Origin of the sequence: Dyadobacter sp. CY327 (assembly GCF_021390415.1) — a bacterium.
Lineage (GTDB): Bacteria > Bacteroidota > Bacteroidia > Cytophagales > Spirosomataceae > Dyadobacter > Dyadobacter chenhuakuii.
The window spans coordinates 839,349-857,153 of sequence record NZ_JAJUXJ010000007.1; the positions used below are offsets into that span (position 1 = coordinate 839,349).

The following is a 17,805-nucleotide window of genomic DNA, read 5'->3' on the forward strand; positions in this document are numbered from 1 at the left end:
TGTATGAATGAATTGAGTGGAGTGCTTCAAGAGGCTATAAATGAAGGACTAAGTATTTTTACAACCATTTCTGACTGGGACACCAGGCGCCCGGGTGGCAAATGGTCCAATCTGGAGATCCTGGGACACTTGATAGATAGCGCTGCGAACAACATTCAGCGCTTTGTGCGCGCGACACATGACAGCGATTTCAAAATTATCTACAACCAGGATCAGTGGGTGCGACATCAACATTACAACCAAGTAAGCGCAGCAGAACTGACCGGGTTGTTTCTTGCACTGAACAAACAAATGATCAGGATCTGGATGAATTATCCTGATGGTTTTTTATCAAAACGACTGGATATCGGTCAGTCTGCACCAGAATTTAAAACGATTTATGAGATCGCCGAAGGATACATTTCACATCTTCAGCATCATCTTACCCAAATGAAAGAAGCCGTTAATTGATACCGGCTCAAATCCAGTTTACCTGTAAAATGGGGTATTACGAAAATCAGGCTCTCTGCCAACACCTAAATGAAAAATCAACCATCAAACGCTTTATCCTGGAATCTGAGACAGGCAGGGCTCAGCGACCTTACGGCCATCCATTCCCTGTATGTGCAAACAATTGAATATGCGTGCAAAAACGATTACGATCAGCTGCAAAGGAATGTTTGGAAACAGGGAATTGAAAATATCGAGCGGTGGGAGCAGGCAATAGAAAGCCAGTACTTTTTGGTTGCCGAGAACCGTTCCGGGATCTTGGGATTTGGGTCTTTGAAAGAGCAGGCACATGTGGATTTTCTATTTACCCACAAGGACCACCTCCGGAAAGGGGTTGCCGCTCAAATATATCTGCAATTGGAGAGAGAGGCGGCAGAAAATCTAAACCAAGGAATTGACCGCGGATGTCAGTGCAACAGCACGAGCTTTCTTTGAAAAGCATGGTTTCGAATTGATTAGAGAAAACCAGAATTTTATTCGCGGGGTGAAAATTATTAATTACAGAATGCAAAAAGTGTTGGCTTAACGGATCATCGAATCCATTGTTGAAATTATCAAACGCCTTAAACAACGATTTTTCAATTCGAGGTATGAAAATCCATCTTGAAAAATACAGCAGTGACTGGCAACGGGAATATGCCTTGCTAGAAAATGAGATTCAGAATCTATTGGCCAATTTCGAGGTAAGAATAGCGCACATAGGTAGTACTTCTGTTTTTGGCATGGCTGCAAAGCCAATTATCGACATACTTGTTGGGATAAAATATGAAGCTCTGTTGAATTGTGCTATCGAGCCCTTTATTAAAGCTGGATATATATATATTGAAAATTATAATGCCATATAGGCGCTTCTTTGTACGGTCCGGCAATGGTTTCATCATTCCTTCACACCGAAAAATATCCAAACATGATACGAACATCTCCGCAACAGCTCATATACATATGCTCGAATACGGCTCTGATCACTGGACACGTCATATTGCATTTAAAGAATATTTAGGGCACAATGAGATTGAACGTTGTCGTTACGAAAAGTTTAAGTTGGAGTTGAGTTGCCGGGAGTGGAATGACAGTCAGGAGTATAGTGCTGCAAAAGGTGTTTTAATCGCGGAAATTGAACAAAAGGCGCTAATATGGTATGCCGATTATAATGATTAATTTGGGATATGAACAGCTGTTTCGACGAAAACCTTCGCCAAATCATATCGGGCTACGCGCTACTTACACATGCTTCACTGAACGCAATAGTGGAGAACTGCACCGTCAAATCCTTGAAAAAGGATGAATACCTTGTCCGTCAACAACGTAGTGATGCCCATGAATACTTTCTTATCGACGGCATTATCCAGAGAAGCAAGTTTGATAGCAAAGACCAGTGTGTTACCATTGGGTTCTATATGCCAGGATCTGCATTAACCCCTCATTATGCCAGAACTGATAATGGCATGCATATTTTTAACCTGCAAGCACTTACAGATTGCACCCTGGCAAAAATACCGGTAAATACTTTGGACTCCCTGCGCTTCTCGGATGCCGACATAAGATTTTTCGGTCAGAAAGTTGTAGAAGCGGAGCTGTTCAGAAGCATAGCACATGAGATTTCCTTTCGTAGCCTGAATGCAAAAGAAAGGTTGATAGCGCTAAGATCTGACTACCCAAATATTGAAAACAGGGTCGCACACTCAGTAATTGCATCGTATCTGGGGATCACCCCGGTATCATTCAGCAGGTTGCGTAACGAATTGGCTAATAGCGACTTCGTTTCTTAACAAATGATAATGGAAGCGTTTTAACCAAAGGCTAGTTTTGTATCGAAAAATAAAATAGATACAAAATGAAAAAACCAATGACTTCAATTATTGCCAGCAGCAAGGTTTATGCGCTACTGGTTTTTACTTCTTTAACAACAGCTTCGTTGAGCTTATCAGCCCAGGCTCAGAATACCGGACAAATACCCAAAAGCACGCTGTCCATTGAGATAGATCCCGCTCCGTTCGTATTAAAGGGCTATTCGTTTAGTCTCCGGTATAGCCCAAAAACATTGTCACATTGGAGCGTAATGGGTTCTGTTTATAAATCCAGTTTTCCGAATAAAATGATGAAAACAGAAAATCGGGACCAGGGATTTCGAAATTTAAAATTCAAGAACAGCTATGCGTTATTTGTAGATTACGCACTGCGAAAAAATGGGAAGGGGCTGCTCTTTGGACCATCTGTTTTTCTGTATAACAATACTGTTCAGCATGACGATGCAACCAAAAGCACATGTTTTCAGACAATCTATCCAAATTTCAGGGTTGGATATACTTTGTTCCCCATCAAAAAGATTGGCCTCTATGTTACACCGTGGGTAAACGCTGGTAAAGAAGTCAACCTTGACAAGCGAAACCAGATTGGTGATGTCGAGTTTAAAACCGCGAAGGTCAAATTTATTGCAGCACTACATATCGGGTACCGCTTTTCTTTTTGACTTCAAACAACGTGCTGTGGCAACTATGAAGAATACAATTTTAATAATGGTGCTGATTATGTTCGGCGTCTTGTTAATCGGGTGCAAAGACGAAACGGCTGATGAAATTCCTCAGGAAGGGACACCAACTCCGGTCGGGATGCCTATCGGCGATGCTATTGAACAACGTATCGGGCCTTCGGGGGGAAAGATTGTTGTAAACGGTGTCATGACACTTGAAATACCGTCTGGTGCTGTTGCTCAGGAGCGACTCATAAGAATTCAGCCTGTTGAAAACAAGTGCTTTAGTGCAGCTGGTTTAGGGTACACACTCATGCCCAGGGATTTGAAATTTAAAAAACCAATATCCATAAGATGGAATTATACTGATAAGGATATCGCGGGATCATCGCCCGATGCCCTTGGTGTTGCTTTCCAGCAATCAGATAACAGCTGGAAGGGATATCATAAAATAATTCTTGATAAATCTTCTCATATGGCCTCATTCGTATTGGAAAAAGCAGAGAGCTTTGCATTTTACGAACAGTTTTACTTAAAGCCACAAACAGCAACGCTTTCTTCCTCGGAAACTGTCCGCCTGGACGTCTTCTACCAAAAAGGAAGACAGGACCCAACCGAGGATGATATGCTCGAAGCGTTAACTCCACATGTTCTTCTAAAAAATCATGAGGTAAAAAACTGGCTTGTTAATGGACACAACCTGGTGGACCGGTTTGACCAGGTTTTGGGTGGGATGACTATTATAAAGGATGCAGCGTCTGCTACCTATACAGCACCTGCGCTCTCGCCTCAAAATGATACAATTACAGTGAGTACCGAAGTGATACTAAAAACAAAGGCCAAGCTGATCCTGATTTCCACGTTTGTCATCCGGTCAGAAAACGAGTTCAAGCTAAACGGTTACAATGTTAAAAACGCAAGGATTAATTCCGCCGTAGTTGTTGACAACGAACTTCTTCAGATTGGTTTGTTTGAAGGCAGATCTGATCAGCAGAAACAAAATATTGTCAATTTAAGTGTTCTCCACTTTTCAGGCGTAGGAACCTATGAGGTAGATCAGACGATAAATTTCAAAGTGAGCTGCAAGGATCATCTTGGCAAGCCCTGGAGCGAAAGATATTATACGTCAGATGGCAGACAAGTTTATGGCCCTTTAAAGGTGGTCATCAGCGAATACGATAAAACCCGAAAGCTCGTTGCGGGTAGTATGGCAGGCACTGTATACTATTACGATAATAACGAAAATAAACTCGAAACCGGGTCTGTATCCGCCCGGTTCAAGACAGCCAGCCCTTATTAGTATTTTTTAGAATATTCTGTGGCCACCAGAAATGAAATGAGTGTGAAAATCAAAATAGACAGTATTAGCAGTGTACAGGAAGCTAGCCTTGCCATCCAATTTGGAGCGGACGCCCTGGGAATTATATGTCCAAAAATAGAAGTTGGTCATTCTGCTGCATTGGAATTGACTGCACGGATCTCTGCCATGGTACCTCCGTCCGTACCTACCTATATGATGACCGGTGAAACTGTCTTCGAGGACATCGCAAGACGTTACAACTTTATAAAATCTGCTGGAATCCAACTAGACAAACCGGTAAGCAGTTTGACCTACAGGCATTTACGTCAGTTGCTGCCGGGGGTAAAACTTTTGCAGGTTATTGAGGTTAACGGCCAGGGATGTATCAATGAATGCAAGAAAGCGGTATCGGAAGGAGCAGACATGATTTTGTTGAGACCTGCTGCCTGGTTACCTGGTCAGGTACTTGGAAGAGAAACAGACCCGGATTACTTGATCTGCCTGACAAAAATTGTTCAGCAATTGCTAGTTCCTGTTTATATATCAGTCGCATACCCACCATCATCATTTTTATTTACATCAGAGCTTGTTAAACCATTTGGCCTGGTTGTCGACCAAATGGTCAGGACTAATGGGAAACTTGATACCCGAAAGCTTAAAGAGGTATTACTCAATCGCCACCGAAATAAAGCATTTGAAGGTCAAGGAAATACGTATATATAGATACGCTTAATTTTTGAAGTTAACTACAATATGCCATGAAAAATAAAATCTTATTGTTTTCTCTCATCACAGTCCTGAGCTTGCTGGCGTTTTCTTGCAAAAGAGATGACAGCTTGCCTGTGATAGAACCCGGGCAAAGTACCCGATTGGAAAAGATCACATCGGGGAATGAAAATGTTCAGCTTTTTAAGTATAATGATCGCGGGCTGGTTTCTGCGGTAACAGTGCATTGGGTTTATCCAGATTCACCCGGCACAATAGGTAATTTGATCGCCACAGTGGAATATGATTCATCTAACAGGATCGAGAAAATCAGAAATAATGGTAAAATGCAGGTTAGATTTACCTACCGAGGCAATACTTTGGATAAGACAGAAGAATACGATTATAAAAATCGCCTTGTGGTTAGCCACCAATATTTTTTCACGAATAATGGAAGACTTTCACAAATATTGGACATGGTACATGCTGGCAATAATCAGGACGGTGCGGGTTTGACCAAGCATGTTTATGAATATGACCAGCATGGCAATGTCCGCATGATAACCACACTTACCCGGCAGAATGAGAACAAGCCGTTTACCAGTACGCTGCAAGTGCAGTATGACGACTATGATGATAAAATTAATTCAGACCCTTCATTTGTCTTCTATCCTTTTGTGAAAGGAACAGTGATTCAAAAAAACAACCCTGGTAAAATTACTGTTCGGGATTTAAAAACGCAATCGGTGCTTTCAGTTCAGAAAAACAAATTTATATACGACAATCAGGGATTTGTTTTACAGGAGTCGCAGCGATATTCAGGGTCAGAGGTGAATAGAGATGTTCTTCTTGATTATCACTACATTCCTACGCAGTTGCGATAAACTAAATTGTAAACAACTTATAAAATAAATCTATGATCCATTTTCCTGGTAAGACAGTCAATGATCCTGATTTTTCATCCAGGATCAAGATTATCCAGCTTGATAATCGGTATTGTAATGAAATCCTTGGACTTATACTGCCAATTCAGCAAAACGAGTTTAATCTTCCAATAACAATTTCGCAACAGCCTGATTTGGAAGACATAGAAAAATATTATGTTAAGTTTTGGGGAGCAGAAGTAGAAGGCAAAATTGTTGGAACGATTGGGTTACTTTCGGCGGGGCAGGAGCGAGGTGCAATTCGCAAAATGTTTGTAGTTAAAGAGTACCGGGGCAAAGAATGGCAAGTTGCAACACATTTATTAAGGCATTTAATAGAATATTGTCGCCAGCAATCTATTGCAGATCTGTATTTGGGAACCATCGACAGTTTAAAGGCAGCAATAAAATTTTATAGCAAGATGAGCTTCCAACCAATTACCAGGGAAAGTTTGCCTGCTGAATTTCCATTGATGGCGGTTGATAACATTTTTTTTCATTTGCACATATCTTAACTTCTATGTTCACCTCATATCAACCATTAGTATTTCGCAGTTTCAAGGTTCATTTTGATATATACAGCTACTATGTTTTTCGGACCAGACTCAGGCAAGCTCTATCCATTAGGACCCGATACTAACCTTGTTTTTAAAGAACCAGGTTACCAACCCCAACATCATTGTTGGGGATTATACTTACTACGCTGGTTTTGCAGATGCAGCCAATTTTGAAAAGAACGTGCTTTTTCACTTCACTTCGATTTTATTGGCGATAAACTAATCATCGGTAATTTTTGTGCAATTGCCTCAGATGTTAAATTTATCATGAATGGGGGCAACCATGAAATCGCACCCATGTCAACTTATCCTTTTGGGATATTTTCAAACGGCTGGGAGAAAATCAATGAAGGCGTAGGTTCAAGTGTTAAATACCCTTATAAAGGAGGTATTGTAATTGGCCATGATGTGTGGATCGGGTATGACGCCACCATCATGCCAGGTATAAAAGTCGGTAATGGGGCCATCATCGCCACAAAAGCCGTTGTCACCAAAGACGTTCCTGATTATGCAGTTGTCGGCGGTAACCCGGCACAGATTATTCGCATGCGATATGATCAGGACGCAGTTGAACGGCTTAACAGAATTGCCTGGTGGAATTGGAGTGCTCAAAAAATTACCGAATATCTGTTTCTGATTAATTCCAGAGATATAGATGCACTCGAAAAAATAGGCCAGTAATGAGTGATTTAATCCCACTATAACTAATTTTCAGGCAATATTATTCCAAAGATGTCTCGTTCACTATGTGACTGCTTCTTCTACATATTACTTCACCATTTAAGTGAGCGTAAGTGAAATTTTTAAGTTGGGCTATTCTTTTTATAGCGAGCATCTTCGTATAAGCCACACTGATTAACCATATTATTGCGAACATGACGACAATCGAATGAAAGCAAGTACAGATTGTATCTATGATCAATAGCAGTAAAATTATTCGGTGGTTTTTCCGTACTCTCAGCTCTTCTAACTTTTCTTCCCTTCTAGTTCTGAAAAGAGCCCTTTTCCGATATTTCAAATTACAGATTAGTGGTACACCAAAACAAATTACTGTATATTGCAGACCGGCACGTTAAACTGTACTATTTCAAATGGTGATTGGATACATAAGGGTTTCGAAGACTGAGCAGAATCAGGATCTACAATTTGACTCCCTCAAAAAAGCAGGTTGCGAGAAAATATATCATGAAAAGATTTCTGGTGCTCAATACAAAGGCCGGAATATATAAGGATGATTTCGGAACTTCGTGCAGGCGATGTCATTGTTGTATGGAGAATTGACCGCTTGGGTCGGACAACTTATGAACTGATCAAACTCATGGTTGAATGGAAAGAAATGGGAGTGGACTTTCGAAGTATATCAGAGGGGATCGACACTTGTACAAAAATGGGTCGACTCTGGTATATGCTTAGTTCTGTCTTCGCTGAAAATGAGAGGGAAATTTTGATGGAGCGAACATTAGCAGGAATGGAAGCTGCAAGGGCACGTGGACGGGTGGGAGGCCGCCCGAAAGGATTGACTCAAAAGTCTAAGAACTTAGCAAGTTTAGCTGCTACACTGTATCAAAGTAAAAAATATACGACTACGCAAATTTGCGAACAACTGAAGATCGGAAGTAAAGCGACACTTTACAACTACCTTCGACATGAAGGGATAGAAATTGTTGGATGGGTTCGTAACGGTACATTTAATAAGAAACAATAATACACTCGTACAGATTTAACAATCTGCCTACAGATAAATCTTTATGAAATCGCCAACGCGTTCGGCATAAGGTACAATTGTAAGTAATATGTCTTTTAACAAGCCCAAGGAACCATTCACAGAAGTAAAATTATGAAAGTTGAGCACAAAGTTAGCTTAGTCCAAGAGATGCACTTAGAGAAATTAGTTGATATACTTACCCTTTTAGTAAAAAACCTTGGATAAATCAATGTCACGAAAGGGGAAGAAGGAAATACTATATTTTGCGAAATGGAAATGCCTCTAACAATCCAAAAGGGTGCTTTCATAATTACAACGCAAAAGCAATCATCCCGTGAGAGTGATGACTTAATTGAAATGATTGAAAATATTAGTTAGAAATACAATGCCAATTTCCTGATACTGGAAGATTGCTCCCAGTAACGTTGCGCAACATCCGTGACTGTTATTAAGTTTACGGAAACACAGCTGTACAGGAATTTGGAATGTTACGTAATTTAATTGCCAGTGCTTCATCACGTTTATCTAATAATTCCCCTTACGCCATCGTTCGGTTACACACATGTTTTTTGCTTGTTACTCTTTTATGATATTCTTGTGGATGTTAAGAGAGTCTCTAAAGATCAATATCCCTTTGTTTGAACTCTTAGCACGGCCTGCTTGGATCACATCTTTCAGCCTATTCAAATTACTTTACGTTAAATGCAACTTAATAATTTTCTTTTTTTTATTTTTATCCTTATTATATTGATAGACAAGTGGTAATAGTGTTGCTATAAGGATAGCAACGGACTGCATAGCAATCAATATAGTTTTTAATAATTCTAACCATCGCTTTCGTTGCACATCTGCAAACCTACCCACAAAGCCTCCTTCATATCCAATAAAAAAAGCCCTCTAGAGGTAATGGTCACCCAATAGTGATCTAGAGGTTCATCGATGGAGTTCGCCTGTTGTAGAGCAACCAGTCCCAGGTCATGAAGTTCTTCACATAAGCATAATAATACAATTTCATCAAGGCTAAGTCTCTTACGCATATCGAATGTATGATCACTACCACCTTCCATTTTCAAATGTGTTAGTATCAAGTCTTGGGCACCCGCTCGTTTTTTCTTCGTCAACATATATAGTATCTAATAAGAAAAATTTAAACGATATTTAACAGTAAAATTCCTGACAATCATATGTAGCGTAATGGTATTGAAATTAGCTATCTGCGTTATTGTAAATTTTAAGGTATTGCAGATTAGCAATAATATAGTTATAGTTAACTAATTTTCAAGTATCCGACAGGGCTATCATCGAAATAAATATGGCGTTCTACAAACGGACGTTCTTAAAATGCCATATTGACTAGCTTAATCAGAGAGTGAAATATTGCAGCAGTGTCGTAACATTTGACTTTTGGCCTATCCGGACTATTCTTTTCAATAAGGCAAGTGCATTGTGCCCAGCAAAAGTTGCGTCTGTCCCTTATTGGTAGGGTTGACGGCTGCGCCGCAATTAGGTAAGGCATGAGCTGTAATTTCCGAAACTGTCACCATCAGGCTTCAATTCCGCAGACAGTGTCTGCGGAATTGAAGGTAAAGTCCTGATATTGGTTAGAGCTCAGTAATCTTATACATATTGAAATCGTGGTAACTACTAGTAAACTGCTCTGCGGCGGCACACGTTGAAAAGTTACCTATTGTATGTAATTTGCCTCTATGGAATCATTACCAACGAACTATTCAGATTTGCTTGCAGGATTGCGGGCTTCAATCCGAGAAACCAGGCTCCGAGCAGTTGTTACTGTCAATACACACTTGCTTGAGCTTTATTGGAATATTGGGCACATCATTTTGACTGAGCAAGAGAAATTAGGGTGGGGTAGTAGGGTTATTGAGCAGTTGTCAAAAGACCTGAAATCAGAATTTCCGGATATGGAAGGTCTTTCGGTTAGAAATCTTATGTACATGCGCAAATTTGCTTCGGACTATTCTGAAACGACAATTACGCAACAACCGGTTGCGCAATTGTCATGGTCGCATCATGTCATACTAATGGATAAGGTAAAGGATCCTGAAGAGCGGAATTTTTATGTACGAAAGGCGGTAGAAAATGGATGGTCAAGGAATATCCTTGCAATCCAGATAAAGTCTGGAAATTTCCACCGATCAGGAAAGGCAGTCATCAATTTTAAAAATCAACTCCCAGAAGTACAATCTGACCTTGCTCAAGAAATAATTAAGGATCCGTACATCTGTCGCTGAGTGATCCGTATCATGAGAAAGACCTGGAAGACGCGTTGACGGGACATATTACGAAATTTTTGTTAGAGCTGGGAGCGGGCTTTGCCTTTGTTGGCAGGCAGTATCATATTGAGGTCGGAGAGTCTGACTTTTATATCGACCTGCTGTTCTATCATTTGAAGTTGCGGTGCTATGTCGTTATTGAGCTTAAAAAAGGCAAGTTTATACCAGAATATGCAGGTAAATTGAATTTCTACCTTTCAGTCGTCGATGACGTGTTAAAGAGTAGTGACGATCAGCCCTCAATAGGATTGCTGATCTGCCGTGATAAGGACAAAGTGATTGCAGAGTATGCACTAAAGGATATTAATAAGCCGATAGGCGTGTCTGAATATCGAATCACCGAGTCTATCCCTGCAAATTTGAAAGGAAAATTGCCGACGATACAGGAACTCGAGAAAGAGTTGCGAGGTATGTCTGATAAATTGTAAAGAGCAGATAATGAAGTATTTATAATTGTGCAACAACTTGTTGCACAATTGAATTTGAATAAGGATAATTATACTTCAATCGAAACCTTCTGAAGCACTGTACTCTTATTTGTTGACTATGCTCGGTTTTTATCTTATTTGATACAAAATAGGCTTTTAAGCCAGCAAAATGCATTTTTCTCATTTGATGGTCATTTGATACCTGGTGTTGTACACCGTCTATGTTCAAGGCGAGATGAACCTGTTCTAGGTTATAGTTTATCAGCATGCCGGATTCATACAGATACTCATGACTCTCTTAGAATTGGGTATCTCGGAAAAGGTGACGACGAGATTCTTATATGGAAATCTCCTATCATTTGCTAAGTAACTAATCTGGGCGACTAGCTATGAGAGGTAAGATCACCGATTTCCCTCTAAATACTTTTACTTTGATTTCTTTACCAAGTCACTTCCCACTTCAAAGTGCTTGTGCAGCTCGTAAGGCGCTGTCTATTCATCAGTAAAGAAAACCTCCGTTTTCTTTACTGATAATGTAATCTAAATCGAGGCAAAAGTAATGCGGAACGTTAAATGTAATATCACAACTTTGGATACATAAATGCATCCAAAGTTGTGATATTACATTCCATGCTAAATAGACGCCTTAGCAACTGGTGCGCAAATTGGAATTGCGTGGTGGGGTTTATCTTTGAAAGATAGCTTTTTAAGCGACACCCGCTCAACTTTATTAATACCTTCTTTCACCTTAATGAATTGGTTTACAGCAACATGATGAATTTTCTGAATATGGTCACTTCCATTCCATTTGATTTCGATTTCATCAATTTGCGTAGCCTTACCCAGCCCGATCTCCCTTTTGAAAGGAGCGGATCCGAAACTGCCACCCGAATTCACATCCCGATAAATGTGCCTGGTAACGCCATTTTCACGAATTGTAATTTTTATTCTACTTCCTATGGCTGCTTTATTGGCGGTCATTCCTTCCAGATCAATGGAAACCCAGTTGTTATCGCCTTGTCTTGGGTTAAGGAAAAAGGAATTCTGGTAGGCATCGCCAAAATACGCGCCGCCCATCTCTATGTAAATGTCCTGGTCGCCATCGTTGTCCATATCCCCGAAACCAACTCCATGACCCTTTTGCAAGCTTCCTACCTTCGCCGATGCGGTTACATCAGCGAATGATTTTCCACCCATGTTTTTAAACATTTTATTGGGTATCAACGATTTGTAACTCGGATTTCCAGTCCCAAGGAAAATATCCAGGAAGCCATCATTGTCAATGTCGCCATAGCTTCCACCCATTCCAAAAGCCGTTTTATCCAAACCCAATGCCTTGGTCACATTGCTGAATGTGCCGTCATGATTGTTTTTGTAAAGAACTGGCTGACCGTGAAACTGGGGCGAAGTGCCTAGTCGTTCAGCAGCCGCATAATAGCCAAGATTGTGTTCCATGGTGTAATCGCCGCACAGAATATCCAGCCAACCATCATTGTCGTAATCAAAAAACCAGGTTGTGAAACTCCTGTTTTGATCCAGATTCAGCCCAGCTTTTTGAGATACGTCTTCAAAGAGAACATTGGCGGATTTGGAACCAGTTAAGCCTTTGTTTTTCAACAAAATTCGCTTTCCACTCATGGTAGACAAAAAGATGTCATTCCAACCGTCATTGTCATAATCTCCGGAAGTAACGCCTTTTACAAAAGCTTCCACACCGGCATGAGCAAGCTTGGCAGATTCTGTAAAAGTGCCATTTTTATTGTTCAGGTAAAGTTCACACGGATGCCTGTTGACCTCAGTGCTAGTTTCGTTACCAATAAAAACATCTACCCAGCCGTCGTTATTGAAGTCGTTCCAGGTTGCGGTTTGTGTTGGATGGAAAGAGAGCAAACCACTGTCAATGGTTACATCCGTGAATGTGCCGTCGCCATTGTTTTTCAAAAGTGAGTTGGGCTGTTCACCGAATTTATTACTGAGCCATGCCCCACGCATGACAAACACATCCTTGAAACCATCATTGTCAAAGTCTGTTTGCATAATGTGCAAGCCGCCGGTAAATCTGTCGAGTCCAGAAACCGCCGATTTGTCCTCGAACGAACCATTGCCGTTATTCCTGAAATAATGCATGGATTCACCCAGGTCCCAACTGGACATGATCAGATCAAGATAACCATCGTTGTCGAAATCTTCGATAATTGTTCCGCCCGCCATATTTTTGACATCCAGTCCTAAGCCGGGGGCAATGTCTTCAAATGCAGTGATACTGGTTTCATCCGCCTTGTCCAGGTTCGGGATCAGCATTTTCTTTGGGACACTCCCAGGATACTTACCCAGGGTCATATACGCAACATTCACTAGCCAAAGCGCTTCCAGATCGTCAGGTTGTTCTGAAAGCAAACTTTTGTAAATGCCCACAGTGCCTTTGGAGCCGCTCACGTCGCGGTGGATGCCGCCATTTTTGATGGGCAATATGCAGGCATCGATGGAATGGTTGGTAATGCAGTTGGCTTGCTCGCCGAGCCGAAGATAGGCCACTGCCAGATCGTCTTTCACCCGCCTGGTAATGCCGAACCGCTCGTATATTGGATTTGGATCCCGTACAAGTTTTTTTAGGATGCTAACTCCTTCTTTCGCTCTTCCTAGCTGCACTAAAACATTGGCTTTGAAGTGATTAAGCTTAAATAATTCACCCTCTTCTGTTGCAGGGACTCTTTTAATACAGGAATCCAGATACACCAGCTGCGCTTCCGGGCTGAAATTATTTTGGGGATTAGAAACAGTGGCCTTGCTTTCGCGCAAAAGCTGCAACATTTTTTCTTCGGATGAAGGCTTTCTGCAAAAACTCATGGCAATAGCGCCAACCCCAACCGTCGTTAATAATATAATTTTGAGTCTGATATTCATCATAGCTTGTCTTAAAGATTTTGAATAAGTCCAATTGTCAACATTACAGCTCAGATTCTCTGTCCAGCCTGTCTGGTTCCGTCAACCCGCGCTTTAACCTTTGCAAATGCAATTTCGCGGGCAGTGGAAACGTCATCGGCAAAGGGTGAGAAGCCGCAGTCATCGGTAGAACCGAGTTGAGCAACAGGAATGTATTCTGAGGCCTCCACCAGCAGATCGCTAATTTCCTGTGGTGTTTCAATGCGCGAGGTCAGCACATCGGTTACTCCGAGGAATACACGTTGATTTGGATTTATATGCTCTCTTATAGATTGCAGAACCGATTTCTTGTCTTTTTCAGCTGCATATTCCAGATAAAAATTCCCAGCGTTGAGTTTAAAAAAAAGTGGGAGCAATTCGCTGTATGGAACATCTGCGCTGTGGGTCGAATCATGATCGCCTCCTGGGCAGGTATGTACGCCTATGCGACTTCTTTGCTCAGCAGTAAACCGGGCAAGTACCTGATTATTGAGATCAATGAAAGAAGAAAGCAAACCTTTGCTTGGATCAAGCTTTAATGCAAGCCTTGCTTCGGTGAAGTCGATTTGCACATTGTATGCGCCGCCGTCCAGGCAACGCCGTATGTCTGCCTCAGCCTCATTGATCAGATCAGCAATAAACTGTTCGTGCGGATAACCTTCGATTCCTTCTTGCGGATATAATAAGCTGATTGCAAATGCAGAGATAACTGCTTGTTTAATAGGTAATTTTGTGAATTTTTTAGCAGTTTTAAGATATTCGTTGGCAAAGTTTTGATAACGGAAAGGTCCGGATGTTAGCTTAGGTAGTTGCCTGGTATGACCATCAGCGAACGGAATGATCACGCCGTCACCAGACAAGTTTGTGAGTCCGTGAACCGGATAAGTTGCGAAGCTGGGTTTGGATTGTTCGCCATCTGAAATCACCGGTGAACCGCTGGCTTCCAGCGCTTCAATCGTTTCTTTCGTTGCTCTTTCAAACAATCTCGACATTTCATCTGCCTGAATGTCTCCTTTACCGAACGCCTGCATGGCTTGCTGTAAGTATGCCGGGCGCGGAATGCTGCCAATAGGCTCTGTGGCTATGGTGCTCATTACTTTTTTGATTTTTGATAAATAAATACAGACATAACCCCGGCTTAATAGCCGGGTTACATCATCCAATCAATGAAGTTTTTAAGCAGCTTCCGGAGGAGAAAACGGAGGTGTAAGAAGCGAAGAAAGGAGTTTAAAGCTCAGCGCAGGATACTGATTACTAGCGATTAGCTCTGCAAAGTATGCGTTACTGTCAGCCGGTTCAGCATTTGCCGGCAGATAAATTTTGATCAGATCATTCAGTAATTTGATGGTCTTGCTGCGTGGCGAGTCAGATGTTCCGGTGGGAAATTCGTGTACCTGCTGAACCATATGCGAGAGTTCTGCAAAACGTTGGTGAGCGGACACGTCAGGTGTAAGGGTCACATACAATGTGTCGTTTTCATGTGCATACTGTGTTACATTATAAAACCCGTCCGCAATACGAAGCAAATGATTTTCAACATCGCCTAATTCTAACGGTGCTGCATATGGGATGGAGGGCAGTGGAATTTTAATGCTTTGCGTTTGCGCGACATGAATTCTGATGGAGGCAGTTTTATAGCCACTATCGAATAACAATACGGTCAATGAAAGGCTCAGCATGTTGCAAAGCAGTAGTACAAGCAGAAATATGCAGGCGACCGATTTCATTGATTTGAGTTAGTGCCCTAAACATACTGGAAAAAGTTTATTTTTTATTGATTTATAACATTTCGACACCAATAAGTAACCCAGATTAGAAAATTATTACTTGATTATCCCATTAACCTCTTACAGCAAGTAAGGCACTTGCGGGTTTCATTTCGAAATTGGGATACCATTGTACGGTTTCAAAACTGTGATTTAAATTCCTTCACAGACCAAATAATATTTTGTTATATAATAGGCCTTATGTTCACTAAAATGCATTCGACCCGGAGATAACCTTTGTACTTGATGGGAGTAGAGTAGCAGAGGATTATGAATACTACGTTTACCTTAGCAGCAGACCTGGAACTTTGATGTAGTATTTCCGACAACCTATTCCAGTAGCATACGGACCAAGCTTTACTAACAAAAGTATCCAGTTTTACTAATAATTGCTTAATCTCAGAAATTGTTTGCGAGCAGATACCATATAGCAATTTCAAAAGGTATACCGTGCATGGTTTTGCCTGGGCGGCCGTTTCACATTTGGCAATAAATAATCGGAAATGATACAAGACAAGATTATTCACTGGGACCCGGTATTACGCGCAAGGCAAGCAGCGGCACTTGCGGCATTGCCGGAGGATCAGCGAGATTTCATGGCCTTTATATTTCGTACGACAAATGTTAGCGATTATTACTATACCGAACAGGATGCTGAGCCATGTCAGGAAGATTTTGCTGAGTGGCTCGATGGCCTGGATCCCGAAATGGCAAAGAGACTGCGGGCGGAAGGGTTTGAACGCCACCGATTGTCTTTACCTTTAAGACGGCACGCTGCCGAGCGAAAAGATCTTGGCCTTGATCAGTATATGATACAATACCTTTCAGAGCAGGATTATAACCGATTAAGACAGATACCCAAAACCGATTAATGTAGGTTAACCTCACCAAGAGTCTTATAAAATAATATCTAGCTTCTTATCTGACATTATTATGTGCAGATCTGATCAATTGAAATCTATAAAATAAGAACTAGAAAGGTTATGGATGATAGATTTTGAGTAGTTTAGGCCTGACTTAATTACTCCAAAAAATCCGATGATATTAATTGGTTTGATAAAAAACGAGGATCCTGCCTCACTGATTGATCCGTTAAGCTTGGAATCAGTAGAAGCGCTATATGAATATCTATCCCTGGTTTTGAAGAAACGAAACTTTGCTCTTTACCCGCTTATTACCATTGAATCGCTCACTGAGGGTTTGAAAATGGAAAAACACCTTTGCTTATTAATTTTGGCGAGCGTAGTGTGTCTTTAATGATGGGAGAAGAAGGTGTAATTATGGGCAACACTTCCCGGTTTATACACGTGGGCTTATTGCAAGAGCTTGCAGATTTGTAGGCTGATCTGTCAAGGATCACTTGACAGTTGAAATCCACATAAAGTGATATTGGCAGCCGCTTGTAGACATAACCCGGGCCAAATACCTAAGTTATACAATTATTCTTTTCCCATTTAGTTTACTTGCAGCCTTTAAAGGAAACCAACCATTTAACAAAGGCATGCATTTTTTTGTGCTTCCACTTGACTTAGCGTTGGTTTCTGGTTATCGTCTACAAAATTAAACCGCTGTGGTTAAAACCGAACCGGGATTTTCTAAATACATATCTGGCTCTGTAAGCTTAGGCTAAAACCACTTTGGCGAAATCATATTATGTATGGGATCTGGTTTATATATTGCAGATTCTGTTATTCACCAATCAAGACCCACTAATGAAAGCTAAAAATATCCGCTTCTTTTCACCAGATGAAAATGAGCCAAAGGCCGAAAAGAAAGCGAAGGCAAAATCACTTCCCAAAGGCTATATTTCCCCTGCTGGCAAAATCGTGTTCCCGTCACCGGCCGTCGAAGAGCTGGGTATAGAGCCAGATACAACCAAATTCCTGGTGGGAACCGACGATGGTAAACGCAAGATCAAAAACCTTTACCTGGTACCGACAGATCAGGATAGCGCTTTCTCTATTACCCGCTCCGGCCGTGGCTACTCATTACCCCTGGAATTGATCCTAAGTAAAGGAGGCATTGATTATAGCAATCAGAAATATGTGTTCACTGCTTCAATCTTTCAGCATGAAGGTTCAGTTGGGTACGCATTAGAGATATCACCCGAGCAGGCACCTGAAAAAGTACCTTACATGGGCAAACCTCGGGGACGCAGGCCCAAAGACAGCCAGCAAGCCGCAGATCAGCCCTCAGAATGATCAAAAGTGTTTTTGCCGGTAGCCACTAAACGTTAACCACTTTTG

Annotated in this window: 18 protein-coding genes and 2 pseudogenes; 16 read left to right on the forward strand and 4 right to left on the reverse strand. The window is 41.3% G+C overall.

Annotated features, from left to right (window positions below; all coding sequences use genetic code 11):
* Positions 1-3: 3 nt before the first annotated feature.
* The 12 genes and pseudogenes from LZG74_RS19875 (at position 4) to LZG74_RS19925 (ending at position 8,149) form a co-directional block, all read left to right on the forward strand.
* The gene (locus LZG74_RS19875; protein WP_233798253.1) at positions 4-450 is read left to right on the forward strand and encodes a DinB family protein; all 447 of its coding nucleotides are present in this window, start codon (positions 4-6) and stop codon (positions 448-450) included.
* 69 nt (positions 451-519) lie between these two features.
* On the forward strand, positions 520-924 hold the full coding sequence (locus LZG74_RS19880) for a GNAT family N-acetyltransferase (RefSeq protein WP_233798254.1): 405 nt from the start codon (positions 520-522) through the stop codon (positions 922-924).
* A 155-nt stretch (positions 925-1,079) separates the two neighbouring features.
* On the forward strand, positions 1,080-1,334 hold the full coding sequence (locus LZG74_RS26260) for a GrpB family protein (protein WP_255699437.1): 255 nt from the start codon (positions 1,080-1,082) through the stop codon (positions 1,332-1,334).
* A complete protein-coding gene (locus LZG74_RS26265; RefSeq protein WP_255699438.1) occupies positions 1,324-1,647 on the forward strand; it encodes a GrpB family protein in 324 nt (107 codons plus the stop codon). The genes LZG74_RS26260 and LZG74_RS26265 overlap by 11 nt, the downstream gene beginning before the upstream one ends.
* An 8-nt stretch (positions 1,648-1,655) precedes the next feature.
* Entirely contained in the window at positions 1,656-2,258 is a 603-nt protein-coding gene (locus LZG74_RS19890) for a Crp/Fnr family transcriptional regulator (RefSeq protein WP_233798255.1), read from the forward strand.
* 77 nt (positions 2,259-2,335) lie between these two features.
* Complete coding sequence (locus LZG74_RS19895) at positions 2,336-2,959, forward strand: hypothetical protein (protein WP_233798256.1); 624 nt, start codon at positions 2,336-2,338, stop codon at positions 2,957-2,959.
* Between the two features lie 25 nt (positions 2,960-2,984).
* Positions 2,985-4,259, forward strand: coding sequence for a hypothetical protein (locus tag LZG74_RS19900; RefSeq protein WP_233798257.1), 1,275 nt, complete (start codon positions 2,985-2,987; stop codon positions 4,257-4,259).
* A 36-nt stretch (positions 4,260-4,295) separates the two neighbouring features.
* Entirely contained in the window at positions 4,296-4,982 is a 687-nt protein-coding gene (locus LZG74_RS19905) for a hypothetical protein (RefSeq protein WP_233798258.1), read from the forward strand.
* Between the two features lie 35 nt (positions 4,983-5,017).
* Positions 5,018-5,848, forward strand: a complete 831-nt coding sequence (locus LZG74_RS19910; protein WP_233798259.1) for a hypothetical protein — start codon at positions 5,018-5,020, stop codon at positions 5,846-5,848.
* 32 nt (positions 5,849-5,880) lie between these two features.
* Complete coding sequence (locus tag LZG74_RS19915; RefSeq protein ID WP_233798260.1) at positions 5,881-6,402, forward strand: GNAT family N-acetyltransferase; 522 nt, start codon at positions 5,881-5,883, stop codon at positions 6,400-6,402.
* 72 nt (positions 6,403-6,474) lie between these two features.
* Positions 6,475-7,125 (forward strand): annotated as a pseudogene (locus LZG74_RS26590) (CatB-related O-acetyltransferase).
* Positions 7,126-7,535: 410 nt separating this feature from the next.
* Positions 7,536-8,149, forward strand: a pseudogene (locus tag LZG74_RS19925) (recombinase family protein).
* Between the two features lie 824 nt (positions 8,150-8,973).
* Here the strand turns inward: LZG74_RS19925 and LZG74_RS19930 are convergent.
* Positions 8,974-9,273, reverse strand: a complete 300-nt coding sequence (locus tag LZG74_RS19930; protein ID WP_233798261.1) for a hypothetical protein — start codon at positions 9,271-9,273, stop codon at positions 8,974-8,976.
* 582 nt (positions 9,274-9,855) lie between these two features.
* Here LZG74_RS19930 and LZG74_RS19935 point away from each other — a divergent pair.
* Positions 9,856-10,401 carry a DUF1016 N-terminal domain-containing protein gene (locus LZG74_RS19935; protein ID WP_233798262.1) on the forward strand — a complete coding sequence of 182 codons (546 nt, stop codon included), beginning with the start codon at positions 9,856-9,858 and terminating at the stop codon, positions 10,399-10,401.
* A 35-nt stretch (positions 10,402-10,436) separates the two neighbouring features.
* Positions 10,437-10,871, forward strand: coding sequence for a DUF1016 domain-containing protein (locus LZG74_RS19940; RefSeq protein ID WP_233798263.1), 435 nt, complete (start codon positions 10,437-10,439; stop codon positions 10,869-10,871).
* 633 nt (positions 10,872-11,504) lie between these two features.
* Here the strand turns inward: LZG74_RS19940 and LZG74_RS19945 are convergent.
* The 3 genes from LZG74_RS19945 to LZG74_RS19955 all read right to left on the reverse strand — a co-directional run bounded on the left by LZG74_RS19945 (position 11,505) and on the right by LZG74_RS19955 (position 15,520).
* Entirely contained in the window at positions 11,505-13,778 is a 2,274-nt protein-coding gene (locus tag LZG74_RS19945) for a CRTAC1 family protein (RefSeq protein WP_233798264.1), read from the reverse strand.
* Positions 13,779-13,825: 47 nt separating this feature from the next.
* Positions 13,826-14,887, reverse strand: a complete 1,062-nt coding sequence (locus tag LZG74_RS19950; protein ID WP_233798265.1) for a cobalamin-independent methionine synthase II family protein — start codon at positions 14,885-14,887, stop codon at positions 13,826-13,828.
* Positions 14,888-14,968: 81 nt separating this feature from the next.
* Entirely contained in the window at positions 14,969-15,520 is a 552-nt protein-coding gene (locus tag LZG74_RS19955) for a hypothetical protein (protein ID WP_233798266.1), read from the reverse strand.
* 542 nt (positions 15,521-16,062) lie between these two features.
* On the opposite strand from LZG74_RS19955, the gene LZG74_RS19960 reads away from it, so the two are divergent.
* Together LZG74_RS19960 and LZG74_RS19965 are read left to right on the forward strand one after the other, a co-directional pair.
* Positions 16,063-16,431: a hypothetical protein gene (locus tag LZG74_RS19960; protein WP_233798267.1), complete on the forward strand. Its 369-nt coding sequence runs from the start codon at positions 16,063-16,065 to the stop codon at positions 16,429-16,431.
* Positions 16,432-17,271: 840 nt separating this feature from the next.
* Positions 17,272-17,760, forward strand: a complete 489-nt coding sequence (locus tag LZG74_RS19965; RefSeq protein WP_233798268.1) for a hypothetical protein — start codon at positions 17,272-17,274, stop codon at positions 17,758-17,760.
* Positions 17,761-17,805: the final 45 nt, after the last annotated feature.

What these genes read in the sequence shown, in the direction of transcription:
- LZG74_RS19875 (WP_233798253.1), top strand. Translation starts at nt 4, where the DNA reads ATGAATGAATTGAGTGGAGTGCTTCAAGAGGCTATAAATGAAGGACTA.
- LZG74_RS19930 (WP_233798261.1), bottom strand. Translation starts at nt 9,273, where the DNA reads ATGTTGACGAAGAAAAAACGAGCGGGTGCCCAAGACTTGATACTAACA.
- LZG74_RS19880 (WP_233798254.1), top strand. Translation starts at nt 520, where the DNA reads ATGAAAAATCAACCATCAAACGCTTTATCCTGGAATCTGAGACAGGCA.
- LZG74_RS19895 (WP_233798256.1), top strand. Translation starts at nt 2,336, where the DNA reads ATGACTTCAATTATTGCCAGCAGCAAGGTTTATGCGCTACTGGTTTTT.
- LZG74_RS19905 (WP_233798258.1), top strand. Translation starts at nt 4,296, where the DNA reads ATGAGTGTGAAAATCAAAATAGACAGTATTAGCAGTGTACAGGAAGCT.
- LZG74_RS19965 (WP_233798268.1), top strand. Translation starts at nt 17,272, where the DNA reads ATGAAAGCTAAAAATATCCGCTTCTTTTCACCAGATGAAAATGAGCCA.
- LZG74_RS19910 (WP_233798259.1), top strand. Translation starts at nt 5,018, where the DNA reads ATGAAAAATAAAATCTTATTGTTTTCTCTCATCACAGTCCTGAGCTTG.
- LZG74_RS19890 (WP_233798255.1), top strand. Translation starts at nt 1,656, where the DNA reads ATGAACAGCTGTTTCGACGAAAACCTTCGCCAAATCATATCGGGCTAC.
- LZG74_RS26265 (WP_255699438.1), top strand. Translation starts at nt 1,324, where the DNA reads ATGCCATATAGGCGCTTCTTTGTACGGTCCGGCAATGGTTTCATCATT.
- LZG74_RS19915 (WP_233798260.1), top strand. Translation starts at nt 5,881, where the DNA reads ATGATCCATTTTCCTGGTAAGACAGTCAATGATCCTGATTTTTCATCC.
- LZG74_RS19935 (WP_233798262.1), top strand. Translation starts at nt 9,856, where the DNA reads ATGGAATCATTACCAACGAACTATTCAGATTTGCTTGCAGGATTGCGG.
- LZG74_RS26260 (WP_255699437.1), top strand. Translation starts at nt 1,080, where the DNA reads ATGAAAATCCATCTTGAAAAATACAGCAGTGACTGGCAACGGGAATAT.
- LZG74_RS19960 (WP_233798267.1), top strand. Translation starts at nt 16,063, where the DNA reads ATGATACAAGACAAGATTATTCACTGGGACCCGGTATTACGCGCAAGG.
- LZG74_RS19900 (WP_233798257.1), top strand. Translation starts at nt 2,985, where the DNA reads ATGAAGAATACAATTTTAATAATGGTGCTGATTATGTTCGGCGTCTTG.
- LZG74_RS19945 (WP_233798264.1), bottom strand. Translation starts at nt 13,778, where the DNA reads ATGATGAATATCAGACTCAAAATTATATTATTAACGACGGTTGGGGTT.
- LZG74_RS19950 (WP_233798265.1), bottom strand. Translation starts at nt 14,887, where the DNA reads ATGAGCACCATAGCCACAGAGCCTATTGGCAGCATTCCGCGCCCGGCA.
- LZG74_RS19955 (WP_233798266.1), bottom strand. Translation starts at nt 15,520, where the DNA reads ATGAAATCGGTCGCCTGCATATTTCTGCTTGTACTACTGCTTTGCAAC.